This window comes from Nocardia asteroides, from assembly GCF_900637185.1.
GTDB classification, from domain to species: Bacteria; Actinomycetota; Actinomycetes; order Mycobacteriales; family Mycobacteriaceae; genus Nocardia; species Nocardia asteroides.
This window is the reverse complement of record NZ_LR134352.1, coordinates 2,224,439-2,236,731: the sequence shown is the minus strand read 5'-3', so window position 1 is coordinate 2,236,731 and position 12,293 is coordinate 2,224,439. Positions and strand designations below refer to the sequence as shown.

16 protein-coding genes are annotated in these 12,293 nt (G+C 70.1%); 8 read left to right on the top strand and 8 right to left on the bottom strand.

All coding sequences use genetic code 11. The annotated features are described in order from the left end of the window. Positions 1–74 precede the first annotated feature (74 nt). A complete protein-coding gene (locus EL493_RS10435) occupies positions 75–500 on the top strand; it encodes a DoxX family protein (RefSeq protein ID WP_019045558.1) in 426 nt (141 codons plus the stop codon). 9 nt (positions 501–509) lie between these two features. Here EL493_RS10435 and EL493_RS10430 read toward each other — a convergent pair whose 3' ends face one another. Beyond that, complete coding sequence (locus EL493_RS10430) at positions 510–1,520, bottom strand: TY-Chap domain-containing protein (protein ID WP_126405653.1); 1,011 nt, start codon at positions 1,518–1,520, stop codon at positions 510–512. 120 nt (positions 1,521–1,640) lie between these two features. Here EL493_RS10430 and EL493_RS10425 point away from each other — a divergent pair, with 120 nt between their 5' ends. Both EL493_RS10425 and EL493_RS32970 read left to right on the top strand, forming a co-directional pair. Then, the gene (locus EL493_RS10425) at positions 1,641–2,564 is read left to right on the top strand and encodes a hypothetical protein (protein ID WP_126405651.1); all 924 of its coding nucleotides are present in this window, start codon (positions 1,641–1,643) and stop codon (positions 2,562–2,564) included. 169 nt (positions 2,565–2,733) lie between these two features. Next, a complete protein-coding gene (locus EL493_RS32970) occupies positions 2,734–2,925 on the top strand; it encodes a hypothetical protein (RefSeq protein WP_019045554.1) in 192 nt (63 codons plus the stop codon). On the opposite strand, the gene EL493_RS10415 is transcribed toward EL493_RS32970, so the two are convergent. Beyond that, positions 2,915–3,601 carry a TetR/AcrR family transcriptional regulator gene (locus EL493_RS10415; protein ID WP_022567108.1) on the bottom strand — a complete coding sequence of 229 codons (687 nt, stop codon included), beginning with the start codon at positions 3,599–3,601 and terminating at the stop codon, positions 2,915–2,917. The genes EL493_RS32970 and EL493_RS10415 overlap by 11 nt on opposite strands. 94 nt (positions 3,602–3,695) lie before the next feature. On the opposite strand from EL493_RS10415, the gene EL493_RS10410 reads away from it, so the two are divergent. Together EL493_RS10410 and EL493_RS10405 are read left to right on the top strand one after the other, a co-directional pair. Continuing rightward, on the top strand, positions 3,696–4,604 hold the full coding sequence (locus EL493_RS10410; protein ID WP_019045552.1) for an SDR family NAD(P)-dependent oxidoreductase: 909 nt from the start codon (positions 3,696–3,698) through the stop codon (positions 4,602–4,604). Positions 4,605–4,644: 40 nt separating this feature from the next. Continuing rightward, positions 4,645–5,304 (top strand): NAD-dependent epimerase/dehydratase family protein, encoded by a 660-nt coding sequence (locus EL493_RS10405; RefSeq protein ID WP_022567107.1) that lies wholly within the window; start codon positions 4,645–4,647, stop codon positions 5,302–5,304. A 175-nt stretch (positions 5,305–5,479) separates the two neighbouring features. Here EL493_RS10405 and EL493_RS10400 read toward each other — a convergent pair whose 3' ends face one another. The 4 genes from EL493_RS10400 to EL493_RS10390 are packed head-to-tail and all read right to left on the bottom strand — an operon-like array spanning position 5,480 to position 7,826. Further along, complete coding sequence (locus EL493_RS10400) at positions 5,480–6,349, bottom strand: alpha/beta fold hydrolase (RefSeq protein WP_019045550.1); 870 nt, start codon at positions 6,347–6,349, stop codon at positions 5,480–5,482. Between the two features lie 48 nt (positions 6,350–6,397). Continuing rightward, a complete protein-coding gene (gene ligD / locus EL493_RS10395; RefSeq protein WP_019045549.1) occupies positions 6,398–7,372 on the bottom strand; it encodes a non-homologous end-joining DNA ligase in 975 nt (324 codons plus the stop codon). Positions 7,373–7,416: 44 nt separating this feature from the next. After that, positions 7,417–7,569, bottom strand: coding sequence for a hypothetical protein (locus EL493_RS32255; protein WP_019045548.1), 153 nt, complete (start codon positions 7,567–7,569; stop codon positions 7,417–7,419). Between the two features lie 29 nt (positions 7,570–7,598). Further along, on the bottom strand, positions 7,599–7,826 hold the full coding sequence (locus EL493_RS10390; protein WP_019045547.1) for a DUF6480 family protein: 228 nt from the start codon (positions 7,824–7,826) through the stop codon (positions 7,599–7,601). Positions 7,827–7,966: 140 nt separating this feature from the next. Here EL493_RS10390 and EL493_RS10385 point away from each other — a divergent pair, with 140 nt between their 5' ends. Both EL493_RS10385 and EL493_RS10380 read left to right on the top strand, forming a co-directional pair. Further along, positions 7,967–8,521 (top strand): type 1 glutamine amidotransferase domain-containing protein, encoded by a 555-nt coding sequence (locus tag EL493_RS10385; RefSeq protein WP_019045546.1) that lies wholly within the window; start codon positions 7,967–7,969, stop codon positions 8,519–8,521. 38 nt (positions 8,522–8,559) lie between these two features. After that, the gene (locus EL493_RS10380) at positions 8,560–8,889 is read left to right on the top strand and encodes a hypothetical protein (RefSeq protein WP_019045545.1); all 330 of its coding nucleotides are present in this window, start codon (positions 8,560–8,562) and stop codon (positions 8,887–8,889) included. A 12-nt stretch (positions 8,890–8,901) separates the two neighbouring features. On the opposite strand, the gene EL493_RS10375 is transcribed toward EL493_RS10380, so the two are convergent. Next, positions 8,902–9,522 carry a TetR/AcrR family transcriptional regulator gene (locus tag EL493_RS10375; protein WP_019045544.1) on the bottom strand — a complete coding sequence of 207 codons (621 nt, stop codon included), beginning with the start codon at positions 9,520–9,522 and terminating at the stop codon, positions 8,902–8,904. Positions 9,523–9,642: 120 nt separating this feature from the next. Here EL493_RS10375 and EL493_RS10370 point away from each other — a divergent pair, with 120 nt between their 5' ends. Next, positions 9,643–10,662 (top strand): AraC family transcriptional regulator, encoded by a 1,020-nt coding sequence (locus EL493_RS10370; protein WP_019045543.1) that lies wholly within the window; start codon positions 9,643–9,645, stop codon positions 10,660–10,662. On the opposite strand, the gene EL493_RS10365 is transcribed toward EL493_RS10370, so the two are convergent. Then, on the bottom strand, positions 10,659–12,158 hold the full coding sequence (locus tag EL493_RS10365) for a flavin-containing monooxygenase (RefSeq protein ID WP_019045542.1): 1,500 nt from the start codon (positions 12,156–12,158) through the stop codon (positions 10,659–10,661). The two genes, EL493_RS10370 and EL493_RS10365, sit on opposite strands and share 4 nt — an antisense overlap. Positions 12,159–12,293 lie beyond the last annotated feature (135 nt).

The window sequence follows — 12,293 nt, the reverse complement described above, 5'->3', positions numbered from 1 at the left end:
GCCCGGTACATTACCGCAGGAATATTAAGCGGGGTAAAGTCCGTTTAAGCCTGCAGTCGGTTCGCAGACCAGCTGTGACCAGCACCAACGCCGAACGCAACGTCGGGCGGCGAGAGGAGTATCCGGAGATGAACGTGCTGCTGTGGATCCTGCAGATCGCACTCGCGCTGATGATCGGCATGGCCGGAGTGGTGAAGGTGATCACTCCGCGCGTCCAGCTGACCGAGAAGATGTCGTTCACCCAACACGCCACCGACGGGCAGGTCAAAGCGCTCGGGGCGGTCGAGGTGCTGGGCGCGCTCGGGTTGATCCTGCCCGCGGCCACCGGGATCCTGCCGTGGCTCACACCGCTGGCGGCCGTCGGCATCGCGGTGATCATGGCGGGCGCCATCGTCACCCATGTGGTCGCGCGGGAATTCCCCAACGCCGTGGTCAATCTCGTGCTGCTCGCGGTGTCGCTGTTCGTGGCGGTCGAACGATTCGGGTCCTACCGGTTCTGATCCGGCGGTTCAGAGTTGCGCGGGGTAGGCGGCGATCCGGTTGGTCCGGGGATCGAGTCGCAGGTACAGGTATTCGATGTCGAGCAGCCCGCGCTCGTACGCCGGGACGACATCCCACAGCTCCGGCACCACCGGGGGCACGCGCGGGTAGGAGCGCAGCATCCGGTGCAGGTACGGGCCGGACAGCTCCGGGCACCGTTGGCCGTCGATGGTTTCCGACAGCGGGGTGTCGTCGTGCGGATCGGCGTTGACGTGCAGGACCAGCAGCCGGCGCGGGCCCGCGGTGGCGATGACGTCGAGGCGGCCGCCCCGGCCGGGATGGTGGCGCGCGAGCGAGATGCGCGCCCCCGCTTCGGCGACGCGCCGCTGGGCGATGTCGGCGGCGATCCGATCGGCCTGCCGGTCGCCACGGCACACCGCCGCCAGGGCGTCGATCCGCGACCGCCGCCACTGCGCCAGCTCGGCCGCGGCGTCGGCCTGCGGATTCTGTTCGAGCACCTGCTCGACGGCGCCACCGAGGGCCAGGCTCAGCGCGCCGATGTCGACGGGCGGGACCGCTTCGCCGTCGGGGGCGGAGTCGGGTCGCCACCAGGAACCCGGTCCCCACGCGGTCGGCGCGGTGCGCAAGGCGTCGCGCAGCGTGCTCACGATCAGCTCGGCGACGCTCGCCGCCGCCTGCTCGCCCGCCGCCCAGGAGGTGAGCCGGCACCAGGCGCCGCGGCCGGTCTCCCCGGAGGCGCGCACCCAGCCGAGCTTGGCCAGCCGCGCCTCGTCGGCGGGCGAGACCCGGTAGCGCGGGTCGGTGTCCTCGCCGGAGGTCAGGCGCAGCATCAGCTCGGTGCGGTACATCACGATCGCCAGTTGCCGTTCCTCGCAGTCCCAGGCCCGCAGGGCCACGACGGCACCGGCCGGGACGCGCGTCAGTGTCAGCGTCAGGGCATCCCGGAGATACCGCCAATCGACCTCGGTGGGCACCAGTTGCTGGACTCGGCTCTTCGATCGGCGAAAACGCGACAACACCGCCTGAACATAGGCAGGCGGGAGGGTACCCGGCAAATGCGGCATCGAAACCCCCAGCACGCCAACGTATTTGCGGACCGGTAGCGTGGCATGGTGGGTTTCGACACCAGCTTCCACGCTGTGGACATTCGACTGATCGAGTCGCGGATCATCCCCTTCGTCGCCGGGTTCGGCGCCGACCACGATCTCGACGATCTCGTCGCCAGGGCGGTCGAGCAACGCAAGGTCCGCTTCCGCGCGAAGGCCTGGGCGCTGGGCGCCTACGCGGCGGCCGGACACGACAGCGGTTTCGACGCCCAGCTCTACGTCTGGGGGCGACCGTACTTCATCACCGCGGACGCGGCCGCCGACGTGGCCGAAGCCGTTGTGCGCTACACCAATTGCGCGCCCGAGACGGTGGACGCGCTGGCCGTCGAACAGTTGCGCGCCCTCGATCCCCGGCTCGCGGCCCACACCCAGCCGGACGCGGACGGATCGCTCCCCGACGATCACGGCCTGACCACGCTGCTGTCGTGGAAGATCCGGCTGTTGCGCGACGCGATGGTGGCGCTGCGCACCGGCCGCGGCGAGGTGACCCATCCGAGCGGCGACACCCAGGACGCCGGTGAGGTACTGGCGAACAATCTGCAGTTCGCGGTCGTCGAGTTCGCCGCGGCCCTGCTGCCCGGCTGGATGGATCGCGGCCCCTGCTGGCCGACGCTGCTGGCCGGGGAAGCCGGTCTCGGCCGGCCACCCGGGTTCACCGACAACGAGCCGCTGCTCGGCCTGCTCGGCGCGCAGATGCCCGAGTTCCCGTGGCCGATCCGCGACACCATCGAGGAGAACTACGAGGTCGGCGGCTTCGTGCCGGCGATGGACGTGGCCGCCGCCCGGCAATGGCTCACCGACCATGCCGCGCACCTGACGGCCGAGGCCGACGGCGGGGACCGGCTGACGACGACCCTGCGCAAATGCGACGAGGCCCTCGCCCTGGCCCAGCGGATCGGCGGCGGCTTCGCCGAGGCCACCGAGATCTACAGCGGTTTCGAGGGCGAGCTGAACTAGCCTCGGCCAGAACCGGATTCGGCGGGGAGCGCGAGCAGCTGCCCGACGACCGCGGTGACGTGGTCGACGAAGGCCTCACGGTCGGTGCCGAGGTTGCCCTCGGTCCACTCCACGAACAGGAAACCAGTGCACCGCGGTCGACCGCTATCACTTCGGCACCGACCGCCTGATGTACGAGGGCGAGACCCTCTACGACCTCGTCGACGGCGTGCAGCTGGCGGGCATGTTGCCCGCGCCGTCGTCGACGGCCGTCAAGCTGCTGATGAACGGGGCAGGCGTGGCGAGCCGGGTGAGCACGTTCCTCAACCGGGGCACCGCGGCCGAAAGCGGCGTGCTGCCGCGCCGAACGCTCACGCGGTGAGCGCTCCCCCGTCGGCCAGGACACCCAGGAGGACGAACCTGATCATCTTCTCCAGGGACTCGGCGAAGCCGTCGGGCATGACCACCAGGGACGGGTCGGCGGCGTAGGCCTCCAGCACCGCCTGCGGCGGGTGGGCGTGGGTCCACAGCGCGCCCGCCAGCAGCAGGATGGTCATCGCGGCCTCGGCGGCCTCGCGGTCGCCGAGTTCGGGCAGCACCCGGCGCAGGTCGGCCGTGAATTCGCCCAGGCTCGCGTAGGCACTCCGTTTGTAGCTCAGGACCGCCTCGGCGGACACATTGCGCTCGAGGACGCCGGCCTGGGCGCTGATCAGCTCGCACAGCATGGGGTGCGCCGCGAACGTCGCCGCGAGCACCGACGCGACGCTCGCGGCCCTGGCCCGGACCGAGCCGGCCGTGTCGACGGCCGCGGGCAGCCGGTCGGCGATGTCGGCGAAGAAGTCGCCCACGAGCTGGACGAGCAGATCCAGCAGTACCGCTTCGCGAGACTCGAAGTAGCGCAACACATTCGACTTCGCCAGGCCCACGCGACGGCTCAGCTCGTTGAGGCTCACCGCGGACAACGGCATCTCACCCAGCATGGTCGCCGCGGTCCGCAGGATGACCTGACGCCGCTCCTCGCGCTGCTCCTCGCTCCTGGCGCGCTGGAAAGTACCCATGCGCACACTTTACAGACCGCAGGTCTCTTGACAACAGACCACCGGTCTCTTACGTTAGAGACCGATGGTTCGTTATTCCCGAGAAGGAGACATCATGTCCGACTGGACCACCACCGACATCCCTGATCAGACCGGCCGCACGGCGGTCGTCACCGGCGCCAACTCCGGGCTCGGCTTCGAGACCGCCGCGGCGTTGGCCGCCAAGGGCGCGCACGTCGTCATGGCGGTGCGCGATCTCGACAAGGGCAAAGCCGCCGTCGACCTGATCACCACCGCCACGCCCACGGCCGAGGTGGAACTGCTGCGGCTGGACCTGGGCTCGCTGACGTCGGTGCGCGAGGCGGCGCGGGAGCTGAAAGCCGCCCATCCGCGCCTCGATCTGCTGATCAACAACGCCGGCGTGATGTATCCGCCGAAGCAGAGCACCGCCGACGGGTTCGAGCTGCAGTTCGGCACCAATCATCTCGGCCATTTCGCGTTCACCGGACTGCTGCTGGAAAGCCTTGTGCCCGTGCCGGATTCGCGCGTGGTGACCGTCAGCAGCATCGGGCACCGGATCCGCGCCGCCATCCACTTCGACGACCTGAACTTCGACCGCGGCTACAACCGGGTAGTCGCCTACGGCCAGTCCAAACTCGCCAATCTGCTGTTCACCTACGAACTCCAGCGGCGCCTGACCGCCACGGCCGCATCGACGGTCGCGCTCGCCGCGCACCCCGGTGGCTCGAACACCGAACTGGGCAGGCATCTGCCCGCCGCCTTGCGAGGTCCGATGATGAAGCTGGTGACCCAGTCCGCCGCCATGGGCGCACTGCCCACCCTGCGCGCGGCGACCGATCCCGCGGCCACCGGCGGGCAGTACTACGGTCCCGACGGATTCGGCGGCGTCCGCGGCTACCCGAAGCCGGTGTCGTCGAGCAGGCAGTCCCACGATCCCGAGCTGGCGCGCAGGCTGTGGCAGGTCTCCGAGGAACTGACCGGAGTCACCTATCTCGACGCCTGACCGTCTTTCTGCGACAACATCTTTCGGGACAAGGACGAACATGCGGATCATTGTTTTCGGAGCTACCGGGATGGTGGGTCAAGGCGTCGTCGAGGCCTGTCTGCGGTCGGACTCCGTCACCGAGGTGCTGGCGATCGGCCGCTCCGGCACCGGACGCACGCACCCGAAACTGCGCGAGATCAGGCACACGGATTTCACCGACTTCTCGGCCATTCGGGAACAGCTGCGTGGTTACGACGCCTGCTTCTTCTGCCTGGGCACCTCGTCACTGGGTATGCGCGAGGACGGCTATCGCGCCGTCACCTACGACCTGACACTGGCCGCGGCGCATGCCGTCTTGGCGGTCAACCCGGGTCTGACCTTCTGTTATGTCTCCGGTGCCGGTACCGGCACCAGCTCGCGGCAGATGTGGGCGCGCGTGAAGGGCGAAACCGAGGACGCGCTGCTCGCGCTCACCGACCGCGCCTACATGTTCCGGCCCGCGTTCATCGTCCCCGTGCCCGGCGGCAAGCCCAGGTCCAAGGCCTATGTCGCGCTGTATCGCCTGGTGGTCCCGCTGTATCCGGTGATTCGCCGCATCGCGCCGCGCCAGGTGACCTCGGCCGTCCGGATCGGCCAGGTGATGATCCGTGCCGCGCGCGACGGTATACCCGAGCATGTCTTGTCCACGGCCGACATCAACGAACTCGCCGAAGTGTGATTTCGCCCCGGCGAAGCTACCCGATGCGAACGCCGGCGCTTGGGGGGCGAATTCACCGATTGTGTTGTGCGGGAGTCGGACCGGTCCCGAAGCCTTGCTCGGTGAACGCTGGTCGCCGGTGCGGCGGCGCGGCAGCAGCGGAGCCATGGGAGCGGGCGGGTAGGGCGCGGCGGGGTCAGTTGTCGCGGTCGAGGACTTCGTGGAGGACTTGGGCGAAGGCTTCCGGCTGGCCGGGGTAGCCGGAGTCGGGGCCGGTGAATCCGCCGTGGTGGCTGGGGAACAGGACCGGCTTGTGGCCGAGGTGGTCGGCGAGTGCGGTCGAGGTGCGTTCGGTGACGGTGCCCGTGGACTCCTCGCCGTAGCCGAGGACGATCCGGGTGGGCGCCGCGGTGAGGGCGGCGATGTCGGCGCGGTAGGCGAGGACCGGACGGGAACGCTCCGACAGCAGGGGGTGGTCGCGGGCGCCGTCGTCGTCGGTGGGCAGGCCGAACATCGCGGGATCGGCGGCGGGGGCGGCGAAGTAGGCGTCGGTGAATTCGCCGGGCCAGGAGGTCATCGCGATGAACGCGGCCATGCCGGCGCCGAAGCCCTTCGCCGCGTAGGCGTCGCGATACCCGGCCGCCGCACGTGCCGCTGCCGCGGCATCGGGGAGCGCCGTCAGCAGCGGCGGTTCGTGCGCGACGAGAGTGGTCACGTCGCCGGGATGGGCGGTGACGAGGGCGAGCGCGACGATCGCCCCGCCGCTGCTGGCGAAGATCTCGACCGGGCCCGCGTCGATCGCCTCGATGACGGCATGCACGTCGTCGGCGTGCACGGCCGGGACATTGTCGACCTCACCGTCGGTGCGCACACTGCGACCGAGCCCACGCGGGTCGTAGGTGACGACCGTGCGTTCGGCGAAATGCGCAGCGAGGGCGCTGAAACCGCTCGCGTCCATGGGCAGGCCGATCATGAGCAGCGGCGGCCGCCCGTCGGCGGTCGGGAGCGGGCCGTGGACGTCGTAGGTGAGGGTCGCGCCGGGAACTTCGAGCTTGTGTGTCGCCATACCGATAGTGACGTGCCCGGCGGCGAGAACTCATCGGCGGGCGGATCGCTAGCGCGGGACTTCGACCTCGTCGGGTGTCTTGTCGGTGCGGATACCGCGGAAGCTGGGGTGGCGGAGCAGGCCGTCGCCGCTGATCTCGCGGTATTCGATATCGGCGACGAACACCGGATCAACCCACCACGCGGCGCGGGTGACGGTGGGTGGGGGTGGGTCGTCGAGGGGGCTGGTGTCGCGGCGGACCTCCTCCAGGGCGGCGCGGATGGTGCGCCGCGCCTCGGTGGTGAACCCCGTGCCGACGCCGCCGATGCAGTGCAGGTGGCCGTCGGGGGTGTGGCCCGCCAGGACCAGGCCGCCGAAGGTCGCGGCGTTGGGGCCGGTGCCGGGGACCGCGCCGACGATCACAGCCTCGGTGGTGGCGCGCAGCACCGTCTTGATCCAGGCCGGCGAGCGGCGGCCGGGCTCGTAGCGCGAGTCGGCCCGCTTGCTGACGATGCCCTCCAGGCCCGTGTCGGCGGCCGCCTGCAGCAGCTGGTCGGCGTCGGTGTCGGCCAGCGACCAGTTCGGTGGGACGCGGACCCGCGCGCCGTCGTCGATGCCCAGGTCGGTGAGTTGGGCGCGACGCGACGAGTAGGGGTCGTCGAAGAGCATCTCGGTGTCCACGGCGAGCAGGTCGAAGGCGATGTAGTCGACGCGGACCTCGGCGATCAGCGCCTGCTTCGGCCGCTGGACGTGCATCCGCCGTTGCAGCAGCGCGAACGACGGCGCTCCGCGCTCGTCGGGCGCGACCAGTTCACCGTCGAACATCAGGGTGCGGCCCTCGACGATCTCGGTGAGCGCCGCGACGACCTCGGGATACGAGGCGGTGATCTCGCGCAGGTTGCGGCTCCACAAGCCCACGCCGTCGGGCGTGCAGCGCGCGATCGCGCGGACGCCGTCCCACTTCATCTCCGCGCACCAGCCACCTGGCGGCACCGGCGGCCGTCCGGGTTTGGCCAGCATCGGTGCCGGCACCGCGGGACCCATCAGTCCAGGTTAACCCCGACCACCTGCGGTTTCGAGTGCCGATGTCAGTCCGGTGGTTCCTGGGCGTGCTCGGTCTCGGCCATTTCCGGGGCGACTTCGCGGGTCGCCATACCGCCCTCGCCGCCGTGATCGGCGGGTCCGGGCCTGCCGCCCTCCGGCTCGTCGCGGTCTTCGTCGGGGTTGTTCGTGCGCGGCATGGGTTCCTCCTCGGGTCGAATCCAGGGGCTCACAGGGTGAGCAGGATGCCGACCGCCGCGATCACGAAGACGGCGACCAGCACCACGACCACCACGACGGCGGCCACCCCTGTCGGCGGGAAATGGCGGCTGGTGCGGGGTTCGGGAGCGGACAGGCCGGAGACCTGGCCGGCTTCCGGTGGTGTCGATCCGGGTGCCACTCCCCCGCCCGGCTCCAGGTCGGGGGTGCGCGCGGGATCGGGATCCATCGACGTCATGACTACACCTGCCTCTGTTGCGCGAGTATCGCGGTCACACCGAGGCCCTACCCGGCTCCGGGGTCGTCAATCGGTTTCGCCGCCGGAGATCGGGTATGTGCCCGGCATCGAGGCACACAGTCGACCCAGAGGAGATCACCATGCCGCAGCACACGCTCACCGGAAAGCGCGTCGCCATTCTGGCCACCGACGGAGTGGAGCAGGTGGAACTGGTCCAGCCGCGCACGGCGGTGGAGGACGCGGGGGCGAGTACCGCGCTGCTGTCGCTGAAATCCGGCGAGATCCAGGCGATGAACCACGATGTCGAGCCGGGCGACACGTTCACCGTGGACCAGGTGGTCGGCCAGGCCAGCCCCGACGACTTCGACGCACTGCTGCTGCCCGGCGGCACCACCAACCCCGACAAGTTGCGCCAGGATCCGGCGGCGGTCGGCTTCGTGAAGGAGTTCGTCGCGACCGGCAAGCCGATCGGCGTGATCTGCCACGGCCCGTGGACGCTCGTCGAGGCCGACGCGGTGCGTGGCCGCACCCTCACCTCCTACCCCAGCGTGCGCACCGATATCCGCAACGCGGGTGGCACGGTGGTCGATCAGGAGGTGGTCACCGACAACGGCCTGGTCTCCAGCCGCAACCCCGACGACCTGCCCGCCTTCTGCGCCAAGATCGTCGAGGAGTTCGCCGAGGGCAGGCACTGACCTCGATTGAGGCACGGCACAGCGGGTAACGCCCGCTCATGACCTCTTCGAATCAGCACGGGCAGATCCGCAAGCGCACCGAGCACGTCGACGGTGAGTTCCCCGACCATGCCCGTACCACCCGCAGCCACGCCGGTGAGAGCCTCGAGGACGGCTACAACTTCCCCGGCATCATCCTGTGCGCGCTGGGTGTCATCGCGCTCGGCCTGTGCCTGACCGCCACCGGCTACGGCTTCGCCGGCTGGGCCACCATCGCCGGCGTCGCCGCCGTCCTCCTCGCCGGCGCCGGCGTCGTCTGGCTCCTCCTCGAACACCGCCGCGTCAAGTCCCGCGAAGGCCTGGATCTGACCGATCCCCGAGGCCACTGACCAGCCGCACGGTCAGGGGGCCGGGTGGGTGTAGAGGGTGAGGGTGTTGTCGATGCAGTGGGTGATGAAGGCTTCGTCGACGGGGTCGCGGCCCAGGAGTAGGCGGAAATAGAGGGGGGCGGAGAGGGTTTCGAGGAATTCCCGGGGGTCCACCGACGCGGGGAGTTCGTCGCGGTCGACGGCTCGGGTGACCAGGAGCGAGCCCTGGTCGAAGCGGTGGGTCCAGAAGCGCTGACGGGCGGCGTCGACCTCGGGGTCGGCGGAGAGGGCGATGATGGTGCCCACCAGGCGGGCGATGCCGGGGCGGGCGATCAGGTGGGCGATCTGCTCGGTGAAGATTCGCAGGTCGGTGCGCAGGGAACCGGTGTCGGGGACGGGGTTGCCGAGGGCGGCCAGGTCGGTGACGGCCTCGGCGACCAGCGCGGTGCGGGTTTTCCAGCGGCGGTAGATGGTGGTCTCGGCGACGCCGGCACGGGCCGCGACATCGCCGATGGTCAGGCCCTCGATGCCGTGTTCGGCCACCTGTTCCAGGGTGGCGGCCAGCACGGCCTGCCGCACCCGGGCCGAGCGCCCACCGGTGCGCTTGCGCGGCGCCGGGGGCTGCTCGTCGATATCGGCGGCCGGCTGGTTCATGCCCCCAGTTCTACTCGACAGCTCGGTCAGCGAGCGTCACCCGGCGCCAACCTGACCCCGAGAATTGTCTACACGCGACAAGAACTTGACCGGAGACGACACATTCCCGACGATGGCGGCATGGCGGTGATCCGGTCGGCGGGTATCCGGGGCTTCCGGGCGGTGGTGGCCGAACTCGGCGGCGATGCCGAGGACCTCGCGCTGCGCACCGGTTTCCCGCCGCAGGCGCTCGACGCCGACGACCTGCTCGTGTCCGACCGGACGATGGGCATGCTGCTGGAACTGGCGGCACTCGAACTGGACTGCCCCGACCTGGGATTGCGCGTGGCCCGGCTCCAGGACGTGAGCATGCTCGGACCGCTGGCCCTGGCCATGCAGAGTTCGGCCACCCTCGGCCAGGCGCTGGAGTCGGCGATGGCCTACCTGTTCGTACACAGCAAGGGCATGCGCCTGACCATGCGGGACGACCCGTATCACGCGCGCGGCGTGGTCGCGCTCCGGCTGGACATGCCGCTGCCGGGGTACTGGCCGGTCCAGGGCACCGATCTGACCATGGGTTTCATCCATCGCGCCACCGAGAAACTCGCCGGCGGACCGTACGGGCTGCGCTCGGTGGAACTGCCCTACCGTCCGCCGGCGAGCCTGCGGCGGTACGAGGAGTTCTACGGCGTTCCGGTCCGCACCGGCAAGCCCGCGGCGCTGCTGCGGCTGCCGACGAGCCTGCGCTCGCGACCGCTGACCACCAGCGACGAGGACGTGCGCCGGCTCGCCCTGGTCATGCTGCAACGCCGCGCCCCCGACCTCGCGACCCCCGAATACACCGCCCAGGTCCATTCGACCCTGGCCCAGTCCCTGGGCACCGCCACCCTCGACATCGCGGCCGTGGCGGGCCTGCTGGCGATGCACCCGCGCACCTTGCAGCGCAAACTGGCCGACGAGGGCACCAGCTTCAACACCGTGCTCGACGACGTCCGCCGCGGCGCCGCCAAACGCCTGCTGACCACCACCGACCTGCCGCTGAGCCAGGTGGCGGCGATGGTCGGCTTCGCCGAGCCCGCCTCGCTGACGAGGTCGGCCCGGCGCTGGTGGGGCCGCGCGCCCTCGGCCGTGCGCAAGGCGGCGGCCGCGGGAACGACCTAGACGAGTACCTCGGCGCGCGGCGGCACCGTCGTCAGCTCGAGGTCGCGGTCGAATCCGCCGCGCAGGGTCGCGAAGCGGTCGATCAGGTAGTTCTGCGGAACACGCCAGGAACCGCTGGGCCCCTGCGCGGGAAACTCGCTGATCGAGCGCTGCACGTACCCGGACTTCAGATCGATGATCGGCAACCGCCGCATGCCCGCGGGCGCCTGCGGCGACACCGAGGTCGCGTTCTCGGCGTCGAGGTACCGCAGCACGCGGCACACCAGCCGCGCGGACAGATCCGCCCGCAGGGTCCACGACGCGTTGATGTAACCCATGCACACCGCGAGGTTGGGGACACCGCTGACCATCGCGCCCCGCCACAGGAAGGACTCGCTCAGGTTCCCGGGCCGGCCGTCCAGGGTGAACTCGATACCGCCACCCGCCGACAGTTGCAGTCCGGTGGCGGTCACCACCAGGTCGGCCTCGAGTACCCGGCCGCTCGCGAGCCGGATGCCCTCGGGGACGAAGGTGTCGATCCGATCGGTCACCACGGAGGCGTCGCCGCCGCGGATCACCTTGAAGAAGTCGCCGCCCGGCGCGGCGCACAGCCGCTGGTCCCACGGGTCGTAGCTGGGGGTGAAGTGTTCGGCGACGGCCGTCGCGTCGCCGCCGAGGACCTTGGTCGCGAGCCCGGTCAGCATCTTGCGGGCGCCCTGCGGGTTGTGGCGGCAGTAGGTGTAGATCGCGATGCCACGGGTGATGTTCTTGGCGCGGATGAGCCGATGCGCGAGACCGGCGGGCAGGACCGCGCGCAGCCGGTCGGCGACCTTGTCACGGGAGGGCACCGCGCCGATCCAGCTGGGCGACCGTTGCAGCATCGTCACGTGGCCCGCGGTCGATGCCATGGCGGGCACCAGGGTCACCGCGGTCGCGCCGCTGCCGATGACGACCACGCGCTTGCCCGTGTAATCCAGGTCCTCGGGCCAGAACTGCGGATGCACCACCTGACCCGTGAAGTCGTCGAGGCCGGGGAAGTCGGGGGTGTGGCCGGCGTCGTAGCGGTAGTAGCCCGAGCACAGGTAGACGAAGCGCGCGCTCAGCGTCCGGCGTTCGACCGCATCTCCCGTGCGGACCTCGAGGTCCAGATTCCAGCGCTGCTCGGCGGTGGACCAGTCGGCGGCGACGACCTTGGTGCCGTAGCGGATGTGCCGGTCGATGTCGTTCTCGGCCGTGGTCTCACGCAGGTACGACAGGATCTCGGCGCCCTCGGCGAGCGGCTTGTCACCGCGCCAGGGCTTGAAGCCGAAGCCGAAGGTGAAGATGTCGGAGTCCGAGCGGATCCCGGGATACCGGAACAGATCCCAGGTGCCGCCCATCGACTCGCGGGCCTCCAGGATGGCGTAACTCTTGCCGGGGCACTGTTCTTGCAGGCGATACGCGGCGTTGATGCCCGACAGTCCGGCGCCGATGACCACGACATCCAGCTGTTCGGTGCTGTGCAGGGAGGAACTCATACCTGAAGATTCTCGCCGCGTCCGCCCCGCGAGAATTGTCCTGTCACGACAACAACTTGTCCGCACATGCCACGGGACGTCGACCATAGCGGCGACGCGGCCCGAGCGAGGCCGGTCACAAGCCGGTAGCGCGGG